Annotated in this window: 19 protein-coding genes and 1 pseudogene; 19 read left to right on the top strand and 1 reads right to left on the bottom strand. The window is 53.6% G+C overall.

The features are described 5' to 3' along the window. Nucleotides 1–97: 97 nt before the first annotated feature. From BOW52_RS06115 to BOW52_RS06050, 15 genes and pseudogenes are all read left to right on the top strand, one after another. Nucleotides 98–901 (top strand): annotated as a pseudogene (locus BOW52_RS06115) (type I restriction-modification enzyme R subunit C-terminal domain-containing protein); the annotation flags it as partial. Nucleotides 902–952: 51 nt separating this feature from the next. Then, a complete protein-coding gene (locus BOW52_RS06110) occupies nucleotides 953–3559 on the top strand; it encodes a DEAD/DEAH box helicase (protein ID WP_078483211.1) in 2607 nt (868 codons plus the stop codon). Between the two features lie 32 nt (nucleotides 3560–3591). Continuing rightward, nucleotides 3592–4680: a hypothetical protein gene (locus tag BOW52_RS06105; protein ID WP_135622102.1), complete on the top strand. Its 1089-nt coding sequence runs from the start codon at nucleotides 3592–3594 to the stop codon at nucleotides 4678–4680. Between the two features lie 196 nt (nucleotides 4681–4876). Then, nucleotides 4877–5950, top strand: a complete 1074-nt coding sequence (gene rfbB / locus BOW52_RS06100) for a dTDP-glucose 4,6-dehydratase (RefSeq protein ID WP_078483209.1) — start codon at nucleotides 4877–4879, stop codon at nucleotides 5948–5950. After that, nucleotides 5947–6825 (top strand): glucose-1-phosphate thymidylyltransferase RfbA, encoded by an 879-nt coding sequence (gene rfbA / locus BOW52_RS06095; RefSeq protein ID WP_078483208.1) that lies wholly within the window; start codon nucleotides 5947–5949, stop codon nucleotides 6823–6825. Before rfbB ends, rfbA begins: the two co-directional genes overlap by 4 nt. Further along, the gene (rfbC, locus tag BOW52_RS06090; protein ID WP_078483207.1) at nucleotides 6822–7385 is read left to right on the top strand and encodes a dTDP-4-dehydrorhamnose 3,5-epimerase; all 564 of its coding nucleotides are present in this window, start codon (nucleotides 6822–6824) and stop codon (nucleotides 7383–7385) included. Before rfbA ends, rfbC begins: the two co-directional genes overlap by 4 nt. Before the next feature lie 8 nt (nucleotides 7386–7393). Beyond that, nucleotides 7394–8287: a dTDP-4-dehydrorhamnose reductase gene (gene rfbD, locus BOW52_RS06085; protein WP_078483206.1), complete on the top strand. Its 894-nt coding sequence runs from the start codon at nucleotides 7394–7396 to the stop codon at nucleotides 8285–8287. 60 nt (nucleotides 8288–8347) lie between these two features. Next, entirely contained in the window at nucleotides 8348–9694 is a 1347-nt protein-coding gene (gene miaB, locus BOW52_RS06080; RefSeq protein WP_078483205.1) for a tRNA (N6-isopentenyl adenosine(37)-C2)-methylthiotransferase MiaB, read from the top strand. Nucleotides 9695–9718: 24 nt separating this feature from the next. Next, a complete protein-coding gene (locus tag BOW52_RS06075; RefSeq protein ID WP_078483204.1) occupies nucleotides 9719–10714 on the top strand; it encodes a PhoH family protein in 996 nt (331 codons plus the stop codon). Then, complete coding sequence (gene ybeY / locus BOW52_RS06070; RefSeq protein WP_078483203.1) at nucleotides 10711–11172, top strand: rRNA maturation RNase YbeY; 462 nt, start codon at nucleotides 10711–10713, stop codon at nucleotides 11170–11172. Before BOW52_RS06075 ends, ybeY begins: the two co-directional genes overlap by 4 nt. Nucleotides 11173–11181: 9 nt before the next feature. Further along, entirely contained in the window at nucleotides 11182–12072 is an 891-nt protein-coding gene (locus BOW52_RS06065; protein ID WP_078483202.1) for an HlyC/CorC family transporter, read from the top strand. Between the two features lie 17 nt (nucleotides 12073–12089). After that, nucleotides 12090–13589: an apolipoprotein N-acyltransferase gene (gene lnt / locus BOW52_RS06060; RefSeq protein ID WP_078483201.1), complete on the top strand. Its 1500-nt coding sequence runs from the start codon at nucleotides 12090–12092 to the stop codon at nucleotides 13587–13589. Further along, nucleotides 13582–14796 (top strand): phosphoserine phosphatase SerB, encoded by a 1215-nt coding sequence (serB, locus tag BOW52_RS06055; protein ID WP_078483200.1) that lies wholly within the window; start codon nucleotides 13582–13584, stop codon nucleotides 14794–14796. Before lnt ends, serB begins: the two co-directional genes overlap by 8 nt. 68 nt (nucleotides 14797–14864) lie before the next feature. Then, a complete protein-coding gene (locus tag BOW52_RS17685; protein WP_269087637.1) occupies nucleotides 14865–15194 on the top strand; it encodes an HDOD domain-containing protein in 330 nt (109 codons plus the stop codon). After that, complete coding sequence (locus BOW52_RS06050) at nucleotides 15175–15765, top strand: HDOD domain-containing protein (protein ID WP_269087636.1); 591 nt, start codon at nucleotides 15175–15177, stop codon at nucleotides 15763–15765. The genes BOW52_RS17685 and BOW52_RS06050 overlap by 20 nt, the downstream gene beginning before the upstream one ends. A 50-nt stretch (nucleotides 15766–15815) precedes the next feature. Here the strand turns inward: BOW52_RS06050 and BOW52_RS06045 are convergent, their stop codons facing one another. Beyond that, on the bottom strand, nucleotides 15816–16379 hold the full coding sequence (locus BOW52_RS06045; RefSeq protein WP_236725656.1) for a zinc ribbon-containing protein: 564 nt from the start codon (nucleotides 16377–16379) through the stop codon (nucleotides 15816–15818). A 103-nt stretch (nucleotides 16380–16482) separates the two neighbouring features. Between BOW52_RS06045 and leuS the strand changes: the two genes are divergently transcribed. The 4 genes from leuS to BOW52_RS06025 are packed head-to-tail and all read left to right on the top strand — an operon-like array spanning nucleotide 16483 to nucleotide 21818. Then, nucleotides 16483–18966 carry a leucine--tRNA ligase gene (gene leuS / locus BOW52_RS06040; protein ID WP_078483199.1) on the top strand — a complete coding sequence of 828 codons (2484 nt, stop codon included), beginning with the start codon at nucleotides 16483–16485 and terminating at the stop codon, nucleotides 18964–18966. 10 nt (nucleotides 18967–18976) lie between these two features. Continuing rightward, nucleotides 18977–19501 carry an LPS-assembly lipoprotein LptE gene (locus BOW52_RS06035; RefSeq protein ID WP_172840202.1) on the top strand — a complete coding sequence of 175 codons (525 nt, stop codon included), beginning with the start codon at nucleotides 18977–18979 and terminating at the stop codon, nucleotides 19499–19501. Beyond that, on the top strand, nucleotides 19498–20535 hold the full coding sequence (gene holA / locus BOW52_RS06030) for a DNA polymerase III subunit delta (protein ID WP_078483197.1): 1038 nt from the start codon (nucleotides 19498–19500) through the stop codon (nucleotides 20533–20535). Before BOW52_RS06035 ends, holA begins: the two co-directional genes overlap by 4 nt. Nucleotides 20536–20561: 26 nt before the next feature. Then, complete coding sequence (locus BOW52_RS06025; protein WP_078483196.1) at nucleotides 20562–21818, top strand: glutamate-5-semialdehyde dehydrogenase; 1257 nt, start codon at nucleotides 20562–20564, stop codon at nucleotides 21816–21818. Nucleotides 21819–21835 lie beyond the last annotated feature (17 nt).

Genomic DNA, 21835 nt, shown 5'->3' with positions numbered 1-21835 from the left:
CGGGGCGCCGTAGGCATAAACGGTCGCGTTAAGTATTTGCCGCTTGCTTGGGCTTGGACGCCCAAAACAAGCTTCCGCAAAAATAGCGACTCCCCGATACGACTTTGTCGAAGCCTATAAACATTTCAATGATGAAGAGTGGGACGGCGAACCACTTGAGCCAGAACCGTGCGGCCGCTGTGGCAAGTTGCCGTGTGAGTGTATCAAGAATCCACCTGAGCCCTGTAACATCTGCGGTAACTTACCTTGCACTTGTGAAAAGCCTGAGCAAGAAGAATGTCCAGTATGTGGTATGTATCCATGCGAATGTGAAAAACGCCCTAAAGTTAAAGTAAAACTAAGTGATGGCAAAGCAAGAAACATAAAAGATATTATCGTCACCACATTCTGGGGACCAGATGGTAAACCAATGTCAGCCGCGCAGTTTGTAGAATATCTGTATGGTCAGGTTCCTGAACTATTCAAAAGTGAAGACGAATTACGAGCTCTCTGGAGCCAGCCTGATACCCGTCAGAAGTTGTTAGACCAACTGGAAGAAAAAGGCTTTGGTTTTGAACAGTTCGAAGAGATGAAGGATATAGTCGAAGCAAAAGATAGTGATGTATATGATGTGTTGGCCTATGTGGCGTTCGCAGCACCAACGGTTACGCGAGTTGAAAGGGTTGATGAGCACAAAGGTATTATCTTCTCTAACTATGATTATAAGCAGCAGGAGTTTATAGACTTTGTGTTAGCTCAATACGTTAAGGAAGGTGTTGGTGAGCTCGCAACAGAGAAGCTTTCAGATTTGCTTGAGCTTCGATACCACAATGTAAATGATGCAGTTGCTGAGCTTGGTGCCCCTGTAAAAATTAGAGAAGTATTTGTTGAGTTTCAGAAATATCTATATATGCAAGTATAGCTAACAAGAGTAGCAGGCTTTTAATACGAAAATAAAATAATCGGGGATTATATGGCATTTACAAAAATTACTCCAAAGACTGTTGCTCCAGCAAGCCCGGATCTGCTCTTTAGGGAATTACCTAGAAGGAAGTTTCCCGATGTGTTGCCGCATCAACAGGCTATGATGCAGCGTTACGCTGCTGAAGCGGAGGGTGCTTCTGATGTTGCCTTGCAGTTGCCTACTGGAAGTGGAAAAACGCTGGTCGGTTTGTTGATAGCAGAATGGCGTCGTAGAAAAAATAAAGAAAAGATTGTTTATCTTTGTCCAACTCGTCAACTGGTGCATCAGGCAGTTGCGCAGGCCGAGCAAAAGTATGGCCTGGCTGTAGTCGGGTTTACTGGTTCACAACGTGATTATTCCGCCTCCGATAAAGCTAAGTATAACCAGGGGGATTGCGTAGCAATAACTACTTACAGTAGCCTATTTAATACAAATCCATATTTTTCAGATGCAGACGTAATAATTGTAGATGATGCACATGCAGCAGAAAATTATGTGGCAAAAATGTGGACATTGAGTATTGATAGGCTTGACCACTCTCATACAACCTTACATGAGGTTTTGTCATCCATATTTGAACCTCATATAGATTCTACAAGTTATACCCGAATGACCGGTGAATGGGATAGCCCATCAGATTTATCGTGGGTAGATAAAATCCCTACTCCAGTGTTGCTGGATATTCATGATGAGATTGTTAGTGTTCTTGATACTTATACGAAAGGCACAAATCTTCAGTATTCATGGGGGCTGATTCGTAATCATCTAAGGTCATGTCATGTCTATCTGTCTTTTAGTGGGATTGTTATAAGACCAATCATTGCACCTACTTGGGACCTCCCTGCATTTAATAACCCTAAGCAACGAATATATATGTCGGCCACGCTTGGTGAGGGTGGTGATTTAGAAAGATTAATGGGGCGAAAGAATATTCTTCGACTACCAGTACCTGATGGGTGGGATTTGCAGGGCGTTGGGCGAAGGTTCTTTATGTTTCCAAGCTTGTCATTGGATTACGAACAGGAAATACAATTACGACGTTCTCTTCTGAAAAAGGCGCAACGTAGCCTGGTGCTTGTTCCAAGTGACCGTATGAAAAATGAAATATCAGAAGATATAAATGAGCATTTATCTCTTACAGTATTCTCAGCAGAAGATATAGAACAATCCAAGGAAGACTTTATTAAATCTACTGGCTCAGTGGCGGTAGTTGCGAACAGGTATGATGGTATTGATTTTCCTGGTGATGAATGTCGATTATTGTGTATTGAAGGTTTGCCGAAAGCAGTTAACTCACAAGAACGATTTTTTATGAGTAGAATGGGTGCCAATATACTTTTTAATGAGAGAATACAAACACGAGTATTGCAGGCGATTGGTAGATGTACACGGTCTTTAGAAGACTACTCGGCAGTGGTAGTAACGGGTGATGAATTGCCGGATTATCTCTCCGATCCAAGAAGAAGAAACTATTTTCACCCAGAACTTCAAGCGGAACTATGGTTTGGCGTTGAGCAGTCAAAAGATAAAGATATTTCAGATTTTGAGGATAATTTTGATGTCTTTATTGAGAATGGGGCTACTTGGGAGTCCGTTAACCAAATGATTGTCGATCAGAGAAACGCATCAATTAAAACGCCTTTTCCAGGTATTGAACAATTAGCCAATGCAGTTAAGTATGAAGTTGAATATCAGATGGCAATGTGGCAGCAAGATTATACAGAAGCTGTTGCTAGTGCTGAGTCGGTTATTGGTGTGCTTACGGATAGTCAGCTAGGGGGTTATCGTGCACTCTGGGAGTATCTTGCGGGCTCTGCGGCGACTTTAGCTGTTTCAGCGGGTAATGCAGCTTTTAGTGTAAAAGCACTAGAGCACTATGCCACAGCAAAAAAAGCGGCAAAAGGTATACCATGGTTAGTTCAGCTTTCACAGCAAAGTCAACCGGGGATGGAGGGTGCTGAAGACGACGGAAACAACGCATTAGTCATGTTTCAGGTAGAAAAAATTGAGGCGATATTGAGTAGCCTTGGAACCCGGCACGATAGGAATTATTCACAAAGAGAGCGTGAAATATTAGAAGGACTCAATGATGATTCTAAGTTTGAGGAATCTCATAAGTTATTAGGTGAGCATCTGGGCTTTGATGCAGGAAAAATAGAAATAGATGGATCTCCAGACCCGTGGTGGCAACTAGGAGACCATTGCGTAGTTTTTGAAGATCATGCAAATGCAAATGAGACATCGACGCTAGATACAACAAAGGCGCGACAGGCAGCATCGCACCCCGCATGGATGAAAGCCAATGTACCCTCCTGTATTCCTAAAAATGTAGAGATCATGCCAGTGCTTGTGACGCCAGTTTCAGCTGCTAGTTCAGGAGCTATGCCTCATCTCGTAAGTGTTTCATTATGGAAGTTGCCAGATTTTAAGAAATGGGCAAGTGATGCAATGCTGACTATTCGAGAATTGAGGAAGACATTTATAGAGCCAGGAGATTTGGTTTGGAGAGCAGAAGCAGCAAGCGTGCTTCAAACGAGAGGATTCGATATGGTCAGTCTCACTGCTTATCTAAAAAGCCAAATAGCTAGATATTTGTTAGTTGAAAGAAAACTGTAAAAATAACGTTTTAATTAACTAGGAATTTAATAGTGTCCCCTCGTAGTGAAGACTTCCGTTTCAATAGAATTAGAAAGGCTGGCAAACATATCTATTTGAAAGAATATGAGAATGGCCGGATTGTTGGTGAAGAGTCGTATGAGGGATATATCAAGTGCAAGTTGGTTCATAATGACCTTTATTCACTGGTCTTGCCTGACCAGATATATGTAAAGCTTGGTGGTGAGATACATTGGGTGCAGCCGCTCTACTTTAGTGGTTGTCTAATAGCAAAGCTAGATGAATATGGAACATGCCAGCTATCTATTGATGCTTCTCACTGCGTTGTCCTTAATATTACATTTAATAATAAAGACTTGGTGAATAGGTTTGATGATGGAAGCCTATTTTATAAGTGTGAAATAAAAGCACCAAAGTATCTGTACCAATATACAACTGGTCTTGCAAAATTTGTTGATAACAAGCCGTATCTAAAGCTTCATCACCACACCAGTCATGGAGCTAAAGAATCGATACTAAAAGGTAGTGAGTTTTGGTCTTCGGATTGGAATATCCAGGGTACAAAAAGGCTGACTAATATTGGTTATCTGTATCTGACATCATTGCCTTCAATTACCTGTGTCGAAGACTTATCAGTGATAGCGATGTCATCAGATGGAAGGCTGGGATTTAGGACCGATCAGAATGACACAGGTATCCCCGACCTGATTCTTGATGTGTATCGTGAATCAACAACGAATAGAACAGAGACGTTGTCACATTGGGTTGATACTACGCATTTGGCTTCACAGCCATCTTACAGGCATCAAGATCCAGGTGGGTTTGGTTTTCACGAAATAGTCTGTCCCTTCGTTCATCGACTAGGGGTTGAGCATAGTACCATTGTCCAAATATCTGACGATCAGTTAGTTCCTGTCTCACCCAAGAACTTTGATTATGCTGTGGTTGGGGATGCGACCAGAGCTTCAGGGTTGGCAGCGCCCTATGATGAAGAAGAGACCGAGGAAGTCTTTAAAATTGAGCATATTGTTGGAGATGAAGATATAATTAGCTTCTGGATAGCTAATGCCAATACTGATCAATTCAGTGGAAAGGTTATTGAGAAGGCCGAGTTTAGTTAAGCTGATATATGACTAATTTGTTAAGATTTGTACTGAATTGACGTATAAATTTACAAAAATATTGTTTATGAATGGTTATTGTGTATGAAAATATCAATAAAAACAAAAAGATAATGTATTTAAAAGTTAACAAAGAGTGTTTAGGGTGTGCATAACCGTTCTAAGTTGAACGCCAGCGTAACGGAGTAGGGGTGTTATGAAGACGCTGCTCGTCACCGGCGGAGCCGGTTTTATTGGTGGAAACTTCGTCCTGGGGCTGATTGCTCAGGGCAGCTATCGGGTGATTAATCTCGATGCGCTGACCTATGCCGGTAATCTCGACTCATTGAGTTCAATCAGTGACCACCCTGACCACATCTTTGTGCAGGGCGATATCGGTGATCGTAACTGTGTCGATGCACTGCTGGCTGAGTACCGCCCCGATGCGGTGGTCAACTTTGCGGCAGAGAGTCACGTTGACCGTTCAATCGACGGGCCGGCCGATTTTATCCAGACCAACGTGGTGGGTACCTTTAACCTGCTTGAGAGTGTGCGTGATCACTGGCAGCGATTGGAAACGGTCGAGCGTGAAGCGTTCCGCTTTCTGCACGTCTCGACCGACGAGGTCTACGGTTCTTTGGGTGAGCAGGGGCTCTTCACTGAAGAGTCTCCCTACGCCCCCAACTCACCCTACTCTGCCTCAAAGGCCTCCTCCGATCACCTGGTGCGTGCCTATCACCACACCTATGGTCTGCCGGTACTCACCACCAACTGCTCCAACAACTACGGCCCCTACCAGTTCCCGGAGAAGTTGATTCCTTTGATCACCCTCAACGCGCTGGCGGGTAAGTCACTGCCGATCTACGGCGATGGTCAGAATGTGCGTGACTGGCTCTACGTCACAGACCACTGCAGTGCGATCGAGACAGTGCTCGCAGAGGGACGCCCCGGTGAGGTCTATAACGTTGGTGGTGATAGTGAGAAGAGCAATCTCGAAGTGGTGCAGACGATCTGTGCACTGCTCGATCAGTTACGCCCAGCTGAGTCTGGAAAGCCCTATAACGAACTTATTACCTACGTCGCCGATCGTCCCGGACACGATCAGCGCTACGCCATTGATGCCAGCAAGCTCAAACAAGAGTTAGGTTGGCGGCCGGCCGAGAACTTCGAGAGCGGACTGCGCCGTACCATTGAGTGGTACCTCGATCATCTCGAATGGTGTCAGCGAGTACAGGATGGCAGTTATCGTGGTGAGCGTCTCGGTCTGGGTGACGAGGCGGCAGAGGCGTGAAGGGAATCATTCTCGCCGGAGGTACCGGCACAAGGCTCTATCCGCTGACCCAGGTGATCAGCAAACAGCTGCTGCCGGTCTACGATAAACCGATGATCTACTATCCGCTGACGGTGTTGATGCTGGCAGGTATCGATCAGGTGTTGATCATTACCACCCCTCACGAGCAGCATCTCTTCAAGGCCCTGCTGGGTGATGGCAGTCAGTGGGGCATTTCTATCGAATACGCCGTGCAACCCAAGCCCGAGGGGATAGCGCAGGCGTTTCAGATCGGCGAGCGTTTTATCGATGGTGATGCCTGCTGCCTGATCCTTGGCGATAACATCTTCTACGGTCACGGCCTGGCCGAGGACCTGCAACGCGCCTCTCAGCAGAGCGAAGGCGCGACGATTTTCGGCTACTGGGTAAAAGATCCGGAGCGTTACGGTGTGGCGGAGTTCGATGGTGATGGTCGGGTGACCGATATCGTTGAGAAGCCACAACAGCCGCGCTCCAACTACGCGGTCACTGGGCTCTACTTCTACGATAGTCAGGTCTCTGAGATGGCCGCGCAGCTTAAACCCTCTGCCCGTGGTGAGCTTGAGATTACTGATCTGAATAATATCTATCTACAGCAGCAACAGCTGCGCCTGGAGCGGCTCGGGCGTGGTATCGCATGGCTCGACACCGGCACCCACGAGTCGTTGCTGCAGGCCTCTAACTTTATCCAGACCATTGAGGCGCGACAGGGTTTGAAAATTGCTTGTCCTGAGGAGGTCGCGTTTGTGCGAGGTCTGATCGATGGCGAGCAGCTGCGGCAGCTCGCCGCGCCGATGCGCAATAACGGTTACGGCGACTATCTGCTCGGCCTGCTTGATCGCGAGGGGCCACTGTGAAGATCATCGAGACGGCACTTCCCGGTGCGGTGATTATTGAACCAAAGGTATTTGGCGATCAGCGCGGTTTCTTTATGGAGACCTGGCAGAGCAGTCGTTATGCCGATGCCAACATCGGCGATCGTTTTGTACAAGATAATCTCTCGCGCTCTAGTCATGGTGTGTTGCGTGGGCTTCACTACCAACAGCCCTATGCGCAGGGCAAGTTGGTGCAGGTGCTGGAGGGTGAGGTCTTTGATGTGGCGGTTGATATCCGTGTCGGTTCTCCCAGCTTCGGTCAGTGGGTCGGGGTGATGCTGACCGGTGAAAATCGTCGTCAGTTTTACGTGCCGGAGGGCTTTGCACACGGTTTCTGTGTCAGCAGCGAATCGGCGCTCTTCTGCTACAAGTGCACCGAGCTCTACCATCCGGAAACCGAGCAGTCGATTCGTTGGGATGACCCGGCTATCGGTATCGAATGGCCGCTTGAGCAGCCGCTGCTTTCGCAGAAAGATCGTGATGCGCCTGTCTTGGCAGAGCTCGATCAGGCGTTGCTACCGCAATTCAGCGCGGCGGGGTAACTGACGGCGTGTCTCCAAAGCGTATTCTACTGCTGGGAGCCAACGGACAGGTTGGTTGGGAGCTGCAACGCACACTGGCCCCGCTGGGGCAGGTCGTAGCGGCGGGGCGTGCCGGCGGTGAAATATCAATCGATCTCGCATCGGCCGATTCAATCCATGCCGTTATCAATGAAGTGCGCCCCTCTCTGATCGTCAACGCCGCCGCCTACACGGCAGTCGATCGTGCCGAGCAGGAGGCCGAGTTGGCAGAGGCGGTTAACGCTACCGCCCCTGGAATTCTGGCCGAAGAGGCGAAGACGCTGGGTGCTGGACTGATCCACTTCTCGACCGATTATGTCTTCGATGGTGAGCAGCAGACTCCCTACCTGGAGAGCGATAGTACAAACCCCCAGGGTGTCTACGGGCGTACCAAGTTGGTGGGTGAGCAGGCCGTCGCTGCCAGTGGCTGCGATTATCTACTGCTTCGTACCAGTTGGGTCTATGGGCTGCGCGGCCACAACTTTCTGTTGACCATGCAGCGCCTGGCGCGCGAGCGTGACCATCTGAGTGTGGTTGAGGATCAGTACGGAGCACCGACCTGGAGTCGAATGATTGCCGAGACCACGGCGCAGCTGGTGGGGCAGGTCTACCAGAGCGAGCAGTGGCGCTCTGAGCTAAACGGGCTCTACCACCTTAGCTGTGGTGGGATGGTCAGCTGGCACGGGTTTGCTGAGTCAATTCTCGCGGCGATGGGCGATGGGATCGCAGCGCTGGAGGCGATTCCCAGTAGCGGTTATCCCACACCGGCCAAACGTCCCGCCTATTCGGTGCTCGATAATGGCAAGCTCCAGCGGGTCTTCGGTCTCGAACTGCCAGGCTGGCGCAGCGCCCTGGCACTGGCATTGGCCGATCAGCACGGCTAACGGTGCCCTGAGTTCCTGTTTGTAGTAGAATTTCCTTCCGATTCCAACCTGTTTCCATTCATGTCACGCACGCTCTATATCAAGACCTTCGGTTGTCAGATGAATGAGTACGACTCCGCCAAGATCGCGGACCTGCTCTCAGCCTCACACGGCATCACCCTTGCAGAAACACCTGAAGAGGCCGATATCCTGCTACTCAACACCTGTTCGGTGCGAGAGAAGGCGCAGGAGAAGGTCTTCTCTCTACTGGGTCGCTGGAAGACGCTAAAGGCGAAACGCCCCGGTGCCGTGATCGGTGTCGGTGGTTGTGTGGCGAGCCAGGAGGGCGATGCGATCCGCGCCCGTGCACCCTTTGTCGATCTGGTCTTTGGCCCACAGACCCTGCATCGCCTGCCGGAGATGCTTAATCGCGTCTGGAGCGAGCGCGGTGCGGTGATCGATGTCTCATTCCCTGAGATCGAGAAGTTCGACAACCTACCCGCTCCGCGTGCCGAGGGGCCGAGCGCCTTTGTCTCGGTGATGGAGGGGTGCTCCAAGTACTGCACCTTCTGTGTGGTGCCCTACACCCGTGGCGAAGAGATCAGCCGCCCCTTTGATGATGTAATCGCCGAGGTGGCCGCCCTGGCAGGGCAGGGGGTGCGCGAGGTCAATCTGCTTGGGCAGAACGTCAACGCCTATCGCGGTGTGATGCATGATGACGAAGTGGCCGATCTGGCACTGTTGATCAGTTACGTCGCAGCGATCGACGGAATCGATCGCGTGCGCTACACCACCTCTCATCCAGTCGAGTTCAGCGATCGTCTGATCGAGGTCTACGGTGAGGTGCCGGAGCTGGTCAGCTTCCTTCATCTGCCGGTACAGAGCGGCTCCGATCGAATTCTGGCACTAATGAAGCGTGGCCACACGGTGCTGGAGTATAAGGATAAGATCCGTCGTCTGCGTGCGGTGCGTCCCGAATTAACCCTCTCCTCTGATTTCATCATTGGTTTCCCCGGTGAGAGCGATGCAGATTTCGAAGAGACCATGAAGCTGATCGAAGAGATCGGGTTCGACCACAGTTACAGTTTTATTTACAGTCCACGCCCTGGTACCCCGGCGGCAAGCCTGCCGGATGATGTGCCACTGGAGGTGAAAAAGGCGCGACTGGCGCGGCTGCAGGCGAAGATCAATGAGCAGGCGGCGGCAATCAGTGCCGCGATGGTCGGTTCCCGTCAGCGTATTCTGGTTGAGCGGGTCTCACGTAAGGATGAAAACCAGATCTCCGGCCGTACCGAGAACAACCGTGTGGTCAACTTCGACGGCAGTGCCGAGCTGATCGGCCGTTTTGTCGAGGTTCGTATCACCGAGGCCTATGCCAATTCGCTGCAGGCTGAGTTATTGAACGACTCAGTCGCCCACTGCGCATAAGCCCCTCTATCCAGGAACTACCTCTTGAACGACCATCCCGAATCGCATGATTTCCTTCTCGAACCGGCCGACAACGAACGATTGGCTAACCTTTGTGGTGCGCTCGATGAGCATCTGCGTCAGCTCGAACGGCGTCTCGGGGTTGAGATCAGCAACCGGGGCAACCACTTTGAGGTGATCGGTGATGCGCTCGCGGTAACCCGCTGTGGTGATGTGCTGCAGGCGCTCTACCGTGCCACCGAGAGCGAGGTGCTCTCACCACCCGATATCCATCTCTATCTGCAGGAGTCGGGGGTTGAGGCGTTGGCGGCAGCGGAGCCACCTGCCAAAGACGATGTGGTGATTCGTACCAAGCGTGGTCAGGTCAAGGGGCGGGGTCCCAACCAGCAGAAGTATCTGCGCAACATCGTCACCCACGATATCAACTTCGGCATCGGCCCGGCGGGCACCGGCAAGACCTATCTGGCGGTGGCCTGTGCGGTTGAGGCGCTGGAGAGTGATCGCGCACGACGTATCCTGCTGGTCCGTCCAGCGGTGGAGGCGGGTGAACGACTCGGTTTTCTACCCGGCGATCTGGCGCAGAAGGTCGACCCCTATCTACGCCCGCTCTATGACGCACTCTACGAGATGCTCGGTTTTGAACGGGTGGCTAAGCTGATCGAACGTAACGTGATCGAGGTGGCGCCGCTCGCCTATATGCGAGGCCGGACCCTAAACGAATCGTATGTGATTCTCGATGAGGCACAGAACACCACCGTCGAGCAGATGAAGATGTTCCTCACCCGTATCGGTTTTGGTTCCACGGCCGTGATTACTGGTGATGTTACCCAGATCGATCTACCCCGCCACCAGAAGTCTGGGCTGCGTCATGTGATCGAGGTGCTGAAGGATGTCGAGGGGATCAGCTTCACCTTCTACAGCGCTCAGGATGTGGTACGTCACCCGCTGGTGCAGCGTATCGTCACGGCCTATGAGGCGTTTGAGAAGGCGCACGATGATGAGGACGGTAGCTCATCGTGAAGCCGGTAATCGATCTACAGAACGTCAGTAGTGAACACGACATCCCTTCACAGATGCAATTTGAACAGTGGAGTGCCGCCGCGCTGGAGTCGCAGCGCGACCAGGCTGAGTGCACCATTCGTATCGTTGAAGAGGCGGAGAGTGCCGATCTGAATCAGGCCTATCGCGGCAAGCTGGGCCCTACCAATGTGCTCTCGTTCCCCTTTGAGCAGCCCGAGGGGCTGGATGAACTGTTGCCGCTGATCGGCGATCTGGTGATCTGCGCTCCGGTGGTCAAACGTGAGGCGCAGCAGCAGGGTAAGACAGAGCTGGCGCACTGGGCACACATGGTGGTGCATGGCACGCTGCATCTGATCGGTTATGACCATATTGAAGAGCACGATGCCGAGCAGATGGAGAGCATCGAACGAGAAGTGATGGCCCGATTGGGCTTTGATAATCCCTATGAAGAGGAGTAACAGGGAGCAATGAGCGAAGACCGACCTAGAAGCGGTTCCGGGCGCTCCTGGCTTGAGAGATTGAGTCAGGTACTGTTTGGCGAAGCCCGGGACCAGGATGAATTGGTAGAGCAGCTGCGTGATGCAGAGCGCCGTGACCTGATCGATATCGATGGTCTGGCGATGATCGAGGGGGTGATTCAGGTCTCCGAGATGCAGGTGCGCGATATCATGATTCCTCGCTCGCAGATGGTGGTGGTTGAACGTGACCAATCCCCTGAACTTTTTATTCCCGAGATTATCGAGTCGGGTCACTCACGCTTTCCGGTTATCGGTGAGAGTCGTGATGAGGTGGTTGGCATCCTGTTGGCCAAGGATCTGCTCAATTTCTGTTTTAACGATCAGGATGATCGTTTCACCATTCGTGACCTGCTGCGTCCACCGGTGTTTGTCCCCGAGAGCAAACGGCTTAACGTGCTACTGAAAGAGTTCCGCGCCAGTCAGAACCATCTGGCAGTGGTGGTCGATGAGTATGGCGGTGTGGCTGGCATGGTGACCATCGAAGATGTGCTGGAGCAGATCGTTGGTGAGATCGAAGATGAGTACGATGTCGATGATGATCTCTTTATCTTCAAACGTAGCGATAGCGACTTTACGGTTAAGGCGCTAACGCCGATTGATGAGTTCAACGAATACTTCTCCTGCAAGTTCAGTGAGAGCGAATTCGACACCATCGCCGGGTTGGTCGTAAAACAGTTTGGCCATCTGCCCAAGCGGGGTGAGCGGGTCTCGCTCAATCGCTTCAGTTTTGAGGTGGTCCGCGCCGATACCCGTCGTATCCATCTACTGCGTGTGACGCTGCTCGATGCGGTCGATAACGTTGATAAGCAGGCTCAATCTGAGCAGCCACCTGTCGCCTAGCGGGGAAACTACAGTTGATGTGGATCGATCGTTGGCCAGGATGGCGAGGCTACTGGCGTGAACTGCTGGCACTGATCGTTGGGGCGCTGTTACCGCTCGCCTTTGCCCCGTTCGGTTTTGTTGTGTTTGCCTTCGCCTCGCCAGCGACGCTCTTCCTTCTCTGGAATGGAGTGGATGCCCGTCGCAGTTTTCGTATCGGTTACCTCTTTGGTATCGGCATGTTTGCCTTTGGTGCCTCCTGGGTCTACGTCAGTATTCACGATTTCGGTAATGCACCCCTGCCGCTGGCACTGCTAGTCACGCTGCTTTTTATCGCGGTTCTGGCGTTTTTTCCTGCGCTGCTCGGTTATTTCGGCGCACGCATCTCACTCGCGGCAAGAGGCCGCTATCTGCTGTTGCTACCTGCCGGTTGGGTGGCGCTGGAGTGGGTGCGTGGTTCGATCCTGGGTGGTTTTCCCTGGCTGCTGCTGGGGCAGGGGCAGATTGATACGCCGCTGTCGGGTTACGCCCCCTGGCTGGGTGTCTATGGGGTGAGTTGGGTGGTGGCGTTAACGGCTGGGGCTGTTGCGCTGCTGATTCGCACCAGATCGCTACGCCTGCCGACTGTCGTGATAGCCGTACTCTGGCTAGTACCGCTGCTACTCAATCAGTTTAGCTGGACCGAACCGCTGGGAAAGGTGCGGGTGGCGCTGTTGCAAGGCAATATTGAACAGGACCAGAAGTGGCTGCCCGAGGTGCGTGAGATGACGCTGCGGCGCTACGCCGAAATGACCATGGCCAACCCCGATAGTGATCTGATCGTTTGGCCAGAGACGGCCATTCCCGCCTTCCTCCACTGGGTTGAGGGGAGTTATACCGAGTCACTGCAGCAGTTTGCGCGACAGAGCAAGACTGATCTACTGATCGGTGTTCCCTATCAGGAGCAAGAGAGTTACGACTACTACAATAGCGTAGTCAGTTTTGGTGCCGAGCAGCGCCTCTACCACAAGCGCCATCTGGTGCCGTTTGGTGAGTTTCTCCCATTCAAACCGGTGTTGAGTCTGCTCGGAAACTTCCTGGCGGTACCGATGACTGACTTTGCACGCGGTGGAGAAGAGCAGCCGCTGCTCAGTGCGGCGGGTTACCCGGTCGGCACCTCGATCTGTTACGAGGCGGCCTTTGGCGAGGAGATTGCCGCAACGCTACCAGAGGCGGCGCTACTGGTGAATGTGACCAACGACGCCTGGTTTGGTCACTCACTGGCACCGGCACAGCATCTGCAGATCTCACGCATGCGCGCTCTGGAGACGGGGCGTTACATGTTGCGAGTTGCCAATACCGGTATCACCGCCATTATCGGCCCAGACGGGAAGGTTGAGGCACACACCGAGCAGTTTGAGACTACCGTGCTAAAGGGTGAGGTTGAGGCCCGAGAGGGGATTACACCCTATGTTCGATGGGGAAACTGGCCTGTGTTGATCTTACTGTTTAGCATGCTCGCGACTATATATTTGACCAGGGGTAGAGCCGATGCGTGAAGTGGTGCTGATAAACGTTTCGGGTGAGGATCGTGCAGGTCTGACTGCCGCGTTGACCGAGATTCTGGCGCGCTACAACATCGATATTCTCGATATCGGTCAGGCGGTGATCCACAACACCCTCTCACTCGGTTTTCTGGTTGAGGTGCCGCAGTCACTCAACGCCTGTCCGGTCTTTAAGGAGCTGTTGTTCAAGGCGCATGAGTTGGGTGTGCAGTTGCGTTTCACACCGATTGAGGCTGAGGAGTATGAGGCCTGGGTTACTCATCAGGGACGAGCCCGCTACATCATTACCCTGTTGGGACGTCAGATTACCGCGCGCCACGTTGCCGATGTCTCGGCAGAGATCGCCCGCCAGGGGCTGGAGATCGATTCGATCAATCGTCTCTCCGGTCGTATCTCACTACAGGATGCAGAGCGACGTGAAAACGCCTCAGTCGAATTCTCGGTGCGTGGCACGCCTACCGACCTTGGTGAGATGCGTAGCCGCTTTATGGATATCACCGTTGAGTCGGGGCTCGATATCGGCCTACAGGAGGATAACGTCTATCGTCGCAGTCGTCGGCTGATCGCCTTCGATATGGACTCAACCCTGATTCAGGCAGAGGTCATCGATGAGTTGGCCATACGCGCGGGGGTCGGTGAGCAGGTTGCGGCGATCACCGAATCGGCAATGCGCGGTGAGATCGACTTCAGTGAGAGCTTTCGCCAACGCCTGGCACTGCTTGAGGGGCTCGATGTTTCGGTGCTGGAGTCGATTGCCGAGTCACTGCCGATCACCGAAGGGGCCGATCGGCTGATGCAGAACCTGAAACGGTTTGGTTTTAAGATCGCGATCATCTCCGGCGGCTTTACCTACTTTGGTGAATATCTGCAGCAGCGCTGGGGCGTAGATTATGTGCACGCCAATCAGCTGGAGGTGGTCGACGGCAAGGTGACCGGGCGTAGCTCGGGCACGATTATCGATGGAGCGAAGAAGGCCGAGCTGCTGCAGATGATTGCCGAGAAGGAGGGGATCTCACTTCAGCAGTGTGTGGCGGTGGGCGATGGCGCTAATGACCTGCCGATGCTCAATACTGCAGGGCTTGGCATCGCCTTTCACGCAAAGCCAATTGTAAAGGCAGGTGCCAAGCAGTCGATCTCGACCCTGGGTCTCGATGGCGTCCTCTATTTCCTCGGAGTGCGTGACCGCGAGGCGATGGTTTGAGACTATGGCGTCCGCGAAAAGCGGTAGTGGCAATAGAGATCGAACATACAGTGAACTGGTTATAGAAAATGTCTGAAAACAACGAAATTGAGAGTGCGCAGATTGATGAGATACTGAAGGGGATTACCATTCCTTCGCCGCCCCAGATTATGGCCGATCTGCAGATGGAGATGGTGATGCCCGATCCTGATCTCTCGGCTATGGCTGACCTGATCAGCAAAGATGCGGGCCTCTCCGGCAGTGTTTTGAAGACGGTCAATTCGCCCTTCTTTGGACTGCGTCGTGAGATTGTTTCGATCAAACAGGCGGTGACACTGCTTGGTATCAAAACGATCCTTAATCTGGTTAACGCCTACTTCCTGCGCAATGAGATGAGTGGTGAGAATCATCACCGATGAGATTGCGACCGCGATGAACCGCTTCTGGGACTCGGCGACCGACGTGGCCAATGCGGCGATGGCGGTCAGCAAGCAGATCAACCAGGGCAACCCCGACGAACTCTATATGTTGGGATTATTCCACAACGTTGGCGTACCGATGATGATGCAGCGCTTCGAGAACTATCCCGATGTGCAACTGCAGGCCTACGCCTCGGAGGCGGGCCATATTAATGTGATAGAGAATGAGCTGATCAATACCAGTCATCAGGTGATTGGCTTCTATATCGCCAAGGCGTGGAAACTGCCGGAGGCGACCCGTGAGGTGATTCGTGTCCACCACTCAATTGGACGCATCGGTCCGTCGCGCGATGAGCGTAGCGAGGCGATCAAGCGCCAGCTGTTTATACTCAAAATGGCCGAGCATATCTCGGGTCTATATCGGGTGCTGGGTGATCAGGAGGTCGATCACGAGTGGAGCCGCCTCAGCCAGGATGTCCTCGCCTACTTCGGTCTGAGTGAGTATGAGTTTGAGGATGTGGCCGGTAGTGTGCACGAGATGGGTATCGGTGCGCACAGCTACTTTATGTGACCAAGCTGCGAGGCCGTATCGTCCACGGCCCCGCAATGATCTATAGGTGGCTATTCACCACTGTGTGAAACCCTGCGGAATCGAGTCTCATGACATTTGGGGCAGGGTGGAATATGACCGCTCTTGTGGAAGTGGACCTGCTCACCGCACGCCTTGCACTCCAATGTACCGATGCCGGTAATCTCCCCGGTGTGCCACTCGCCGAGTGCATCGGCGCGTCGCGCCAGCTCACTGAGTTCAATCGAGGTGCGATCGGCGATAAGGCGGAACATCTCCAATAATCGATCCTCGATCAACTGCATGTCGAAACGAAACCACTCTCCCAGCTCGCTGCCGGACTCATTGAGATACTCGCCAGCATTCTCGACATCGCGCTTGAGGTAGTTGCCGACCTTCTCCGCCTCTTCACGAGTCAGCTCTCCCAGCTCAACCGCCTTCTCACGGGCATTTTCGATATTGTGGGCCAGATTGGGGATTGCGTTCTGTTCCGCATCGATAATCGCTCCCTTTACTCGCTCTAGCATGCGGTTATAGGCATCCACTAACCGATTGTTCTGCTCGTCGCTCATCGCTTGCTCCTCGTTGTTATAGCTCTTGTCTCTAGTGTCGCTCATGGTGAAGCGTCTGCAAAGTGTTGGGCCCATTATTGTAGGCGACTCACCCGCTACGGTATCCTACGTCCTTTATCTGTCCCACCTTCTATATACGCGAGCGGCAATGAGCGAGTACACCCCAAAATCCATTGAGATCGATGCCCAGAACTACTGGGAAGCGCAGCAATCATTCAAGGCTGAGGATGACAGCAGTCGCGAGAAGTTCTACTGCCTCTCCATGTTCCCCTATCCGTCGGGGCGTCTGCATATGGGCCATGTGCGCAACTACACCATCGGTGATGTGGTGAGCCGTTATCAGCGCATGTTGGGCAAAAATGTGCTGCAGCCGATGGGGTGGGACGCCTTTGGCCTGCCCGCAGAGAATGCGGCGATCAAGAATAATGTTCCGCCTGCTAAGTGGACCTACGAGAATATCGACTACATGCGGAGTCAGCTCAAGCGCCTCGGCTTCGGCTACGACTGGGAGCGTGAGCTCGCTACCTGTCATCCCGACTACTACAAGTGGGAGCAGTGGCTCTTCACCCGTCTCTACGAGAAGGGGATGGTCTACAAGAAGACCGCGCCGGTTAACTGGTGTCCTAATGACATGACGGTACTGGCCAACGAGCAGGTCATCGACGGCTGCTGTTGGCGCTGTGATACCGAGGTGGAGCGTAAAGAGATCCCGCAGTACTTCATGAAGATCACCGCCTACGCTGAGGAGCTGCTTGAGGGGTTGGATAACCTGCCAGGTTGGCCCGAGCAGGTGCGCACCATGCAGCGCAACTGGATCGGTAAGTCTCGCGGTGTTGAGCTCTCCTTCGAGGTCAATGGTGAGCCGCTGAAGGTCTTCACTACCCGACCCGATACCCTGATGGGAGTCTCCTATGTCGCGGTTGCCCCTGAGCATCCGCTGGCGCATCAAGCGGCCGAGAATAGCGCCGAGCTGGCCGCCTTCATCGAGGAGTGTAAGACGATGGAGACCTCCGAGGCGGCGATGGAGACGATGGAGAAGAAGGGGTGCGCCACCGGGCTCACCGCGACCCACCCGATTTCGGGTGCTGAGGTGCCGGTCTTTGCTGCCAATTTTGTGTTGATGGGTTATGGCGAGGGTGCGGTGATGGCGGTTCCTGCCCACGACCAGCGCGATTTCGAATTTGCACAGAAGTATGGCCTGCCGATTACCCAGGTCATCGCGCCCATTGATCAGGATGTTGAGGTCGATCTGGCTCAGGCCGCCTTCACAGACAAGGGCGTGTTGATCGAATCGGGTGAGTTCAATGGACTCTCCTCGGCAGAGGCGTTCGACGCTATTGCCAACCATCTCGAACAGGCAGGCAAGGGTAAGGTGAGTATCAACTACCGACTGCGTGACTGGGGTGTTTCGCGACAGCGATACTGGGGCTGTCCGATTCCGGTGGTCAACTGCCCAGAGTGTGGCGCAGTACCTGTGCCCGAGGATCAGCTGCCGGTACGTCTGCCCGAGGACATCGAGTTCGATGGTGTTGGTTCACCAATCAAAAAGATGCGTGAATTCATCGACACCGACTGCCCCAGGTGTGGTGGCAAGGCGGAGCGTGAGACCGACACCTTTGACACCTTTATGGAGTCCTCCTGGTACTACGCCCGCTATGCGTGTCGTGCCAACCCCGATGCAATGCTCGACAAAAACGCCGACTACTGGCTGCCGGTCGACCAGTACATCGGTGGTATCGAACACGCAATCCTGCATCTGCTCTATTCACGCTTCTATCACAAGCTGATGCGTGACGAGGGGCTGGTCTCCAGCGATGAGCCGATCAAGAGCCTGCTCACTCAGGGCATGGTGCTGAAGGATGGCGCAAAGATGTCGAAATCGAAGGGCAATACCGTCGATCCGCAGCAGCTGATTGAGAAGTATGGTGCCGACACGGTACGCCTTTTCACCATGTTTGCCGCACCACCTGAGCAGTCGCTGGAGTGGAACGACTCGGGTGTTGAGGGTGCATCACGCTTTCTCAAACGCCTGTGGGTTTTCTCTAGGGATAATGCTCAAAATATCGAAGCTGGGCGTTCATTTATACCTGATTGGGCAAAGGTGGATGACGCGCAGAAGGCTTTTCGACGAGAAATCCATGAGCAGCTGAAACAGGCACTGATCGACTTTGATAAGTACCAGTTCAACACCGTGGTCGCCGCCTGCATGAAGATCATGAACGCACTTAGTTCGGTTCCAGGTGTCGCTGATGCAGGTAAAGGGCATCAGCCTTCTGCTAATGTTCAAAATGCGATTTGGGAAGAGGGGCTCTCGATCCTGCTGCGCCTGCTCTCACCGATTGCACCGCATATTAGCCATGCACTGTGGCAGGAGCTTGGATATGGCGATGACATCCTGACTGCCGCATGGCCTGCGGTTGATGAGGCTGCGCTGGTAAAGGACTCGATCGAACTGGTGGTGCAGGTCAACGGCAAGGTGCGGAGCCAGATCAATGTTGCGGCCAATGCGGATAAAGATTCGATCGAAGAGGCTGCGCTGGCTGACGAGAAGGTGCAGTCCTTTATCGATGGCAAGACGATTCGCAAAATCATTGTAGTTCCGGGTCGTCTGGTCAACGTGGTTGCCAACTAAGGGGTATCGAGTGAAGCGTTATATCATCAAAGGGTTGGTGAGTTGGATGGCACTCGTCATCGTTGTCTCGATGGCCGGTTGCGGTTATCACCTACGTGGCTCGGTCGAACTGCCGACCGAAATGGCGCGTACCCATATTGATGGCAATGCGCTGCAGCGCAAGCTGACACGAGAGTTGGCAGAGCGTCTTCGTAGCAATGGCGTAGAGGTGGTGAAGAGTAAACAGGCAGCCACCGCGCAGCTGCGTATCCTTAAAATGACCAGTGATCGCCGCACACTCACCACGGGTGGCAAGGGCGATGTGCAGGAGTATGAGCTCTACACCGAGGTGGTGTTCGATCTGCGCGACAGCCAGGGTGTGATCCTGCTGGAACCGCAGCATGTGTCGGTAACCCGTTATCTGTTTTTTGATCCACTCAAGGTGCGTGCCAAGGCGGGTGAGATGGCCGAGATGCGCAAGAAGATGAATAGCGCCATTGTCAGGCAGATGTTGCTGCGTCTACGCCACGCGGCTCCAGCCAAAGAGGCACAATGAAACTTCGCTTTGATCAGCTACAGGCCAATCTCTCAAAGGGACTGGCACCGATCTATCTGATCAGTGGTGACGAGCCGCTACAGATTCAGGAGGCGGCTGATACGATTCGACAGGCAGTGCGAGAGGCGGGTTACAGCGAACGCGAGGTGATGCACGTTGAGAAGGGCTTCGACTGGAATAGTCTCGCGGCTGCCTCCAGTGCCATGTCGCTGTTTGCTGAGCAACGTCTGCTCGATCTGCGTATGCCGAGTGGTAAGCCGGGTAAGCCGGGTAAGCCGGGTGGTGCGGCTCTGACTGAGTATGCGGCACGACCCGCTGAAGATACGATTCTGTTAATCACCTCTGGCAAACTCGACAAGTCGGCGCAGAACAGCAAATGGTTTAAATCGCTCGACAGGGTAGGCGTTACCCTGCAGGTCTGGCCGATCGATATTCAGCAGCTCCCCAACTGGATTGCACGGCGCATGAAGCAGAAGGGGATGAGCCCGACGCGCGAGGTCTGCTCGCTGATCGCCGAACGGGTTGAGGGCAATCTTCTTGCGGCTGATCAGGAGGTAGAGAAGCTGTTCCTACTGCATGGTGCGGGTGAGATCGATCTGGCCACAGTTTCAGCAGCGGTTGCCGATAGTGCCCGCTTCGATGTCTATAGTCTGGCTGACTCGGCGCTGCTTGGAAACACGGCGCGCGCAGTACGTATTCTTGATGGTCTGCGTGCCGAGGGTGTCGAGCCGATTCTTATCCTCTGGGCGCTAACGCGCGAGATTCGCCAGCTGGCGAAGATGGCGCATGAGCTGGCGCGGGGTGGTTCACTCAATTCACTCTTCTCCAGCTACCGTATCTGGCAGTCACGCCAGCCGCTGCTGCGCAGTGCGCTTAAGCGTCACAAGGTGGCCGACTGGGACGCGATGCTCTCCGCCTGTGCCCATCTAGACCGGGTGCTAAAGGGGGCGGCGCAGGGCAGTCGCTGGGATGAACTGCTACAATTGACCCTTCGCCTGACCGGAACCGATCCGATGGCTCGGGCAACGGCCTGAACGGCACCGATTACGAGAGAAGTTCGATGGATATCAAACAGTACATGAGAGAGACGGGTGAGCGGGCGCGTGCCGCCTCGCGCAGCATGGCCCGTGCCGATTCCAATGCCAAAAATGCCGCGCTGTATGCGATCGCCGAGGCGCTGATCGCTGACAAGGTAGCCTTGATCGAGGAGAACGCCAGGGACCTCTCAGCTGGCCGCGAGCGGGGACTCGACGATGCGTTGCTCGATCGCCTTGCGCTCAATGATGAGCGTATCGATGGCATGGCCGAAGGTCTGCGACAGATCGCGGCACTGCCCGATCCGGTCGGCGAGATCACCGATCTCAACTACCGCCCCTCCGGTATCCAGGTCGGTAAGATGCGTGTACCGCTGGGTGTAATCGGCATCATCTACGAATCACGCCCCAACGTGACCGCCGACGCGGCGGCGCTCTGTCTCAAATCGGGTAACGCCACTATTCTGCGTGGCGGCTCCGAGGCGGCCCACTCCAATCAGGCGATTGCAAAATGCATCCATCAAGGGCTTGAGGTCGCTGGCCTGCCTGCCGATGCGGTGCAGGTGATCGAGACGACTGATCGTGCTGCGGTGGGTGAACTGATCACCATGCCGGCGTATGTCGATGTGATCGTACCGCGTGGTGGCAAGGGGTTGATCGAACGCATCATGGGTGAGGCGCGCGTGCCGGTGATCAAACATCTGCACGGCGTCTGCCACGTCTATATCGATGACGACGCTGATCTGGAGAAAGCGATTCAGGTCGCCTACAACGCCAAGACTCACCGTTACGGCGTCTGTAACGCAATGGAGACGTTGTTGATCTCTGAGAGCATTGTGGAAGAGGTGCTACCCGAGTTGGCGGCAATGTATATCGAAAAGGGGGTTGAGCTGCGTGGCTGTGAGACCACCTGTCGCATGGTGCACGATGCCAGGCCAGCGACTGAGGAGGATTGGGATGAGGAGTACCTCGCGCCGATCCTCTCAATCCGCGTGGTCAAGGATATGGCCGAGGCGATCGAGCATATGCACGCCCACAGCTCAGGACATACCGAGTCGATCATTACTGAGAACATCACCCGTGCACGTCAGTTTATGACTGAGGTCGATTCAAGCTCTGTCATGGTCAATGCCTCGACCCGCTTTGCAGACGGTTTTGAGTATGGCCTGGGTGCTGAGATCGGTATCAGTACTGACAAGATTCATGCGCGCGGTCCGGTCGGTCTTGAGGGACTCACTTCGCAGAAGTATGTCGTCTTCGGTGACGGTCATATTCGCAACTAACAGCGGTCGATCAGCCT

It is taken from the genome of Solemya pervernicosa gill symbiont (genome assembly GCF_002020875.1).
Taxonomy (GTDB): Bacteria; Pseudomonadota; Gammaproteobacteria.
The sequence above is the reverse complement of the archived record's forward strand: the minus strand, read 5'-3'. Positions and strand labels throughout refer to the sequence as shown.

What these genes read in the sequence shown, in the direction of transcription:
- BOW52_RS06025 (WP_078483196.1), top strand. Translation starts at nt 20,562, where the DNA reads ATGGATATCAAACAGTACATGAGAGAGACGGGTGAGCGGGCGCGTGCC.
- BOW52_RS06065 (WP_078483202.1), top strand. Translation starts at nt 11,182, where the DNA reads ATGAGCGAAGACCGACCTAGAAGCGGTTCCGGGCGCTCCTGGCTTGAG.
- BOW52_RS06110 (WP_078483211.1), top strand. Translation starts at nt 953, where the DNA reads ATGGCATTTACAAAAATTACTCCAAAGACTGTTGCTCCAGCAAGCCCG.
- BOW52_RS06045 (WP_236725656.1), bottom strand. Translation starts at nt 16,379, where the DNA reads ATGAGCGACACTAGAGACAAGAGCTATAACAACGAGGAGCAAGCGATG.
- miaB (WP_078483205.1), top strand. Translation starts at nt 8,348, where the DNA reads ATGTCACGCACGCTCTATATCAAGACCTTCGGTTGTCAGATGAATGAG.
- rfbB (WP_078483209.1), top strand. Translation starts at nt 4,877, where the DNA reads ATGAAGACGCTGCTCGTCACCGGCGGAGCCGGTTTTATTGGTGGAAAC.
- serB (WP_078483200.1), top strand. Translation starts at nt 13,582, where the DNA reads ATGCGTGAAGTGGTGCTGATAAACGTTTCGGGTGAGGATCGTGCAGGT.
- lnt (WP_078483201.1), top strand. Translation starts at nt 12,090, where the DNA reads ATGTGGATCGATCGTTGGCCAGGATGGCGAGGCTACTGGCGTGAACTG.
- BOW52_RS17685 (WP_269087637.1), top strand. Translation starts at nt 14,865, where the DNA reads ATGTCTGAAAACAACGAAATTGAGAGTGCGCAGATTGATGAGATACTG.
- holA (WP_078483197.1), top strand. Translation starts at nt 19,498, where the DNA reads ATGAAACTTCGCTTTGATCAGCTACAGGCCAATCTCTCAAAGGGACTG.
- leuS (WP_078483199.1), top strand. Translation starts at nt 16,483, where the DNA reads ATGAGCGAGTACACCCCAAAATCCATTGAGATCGATGCCCAGAACTAC.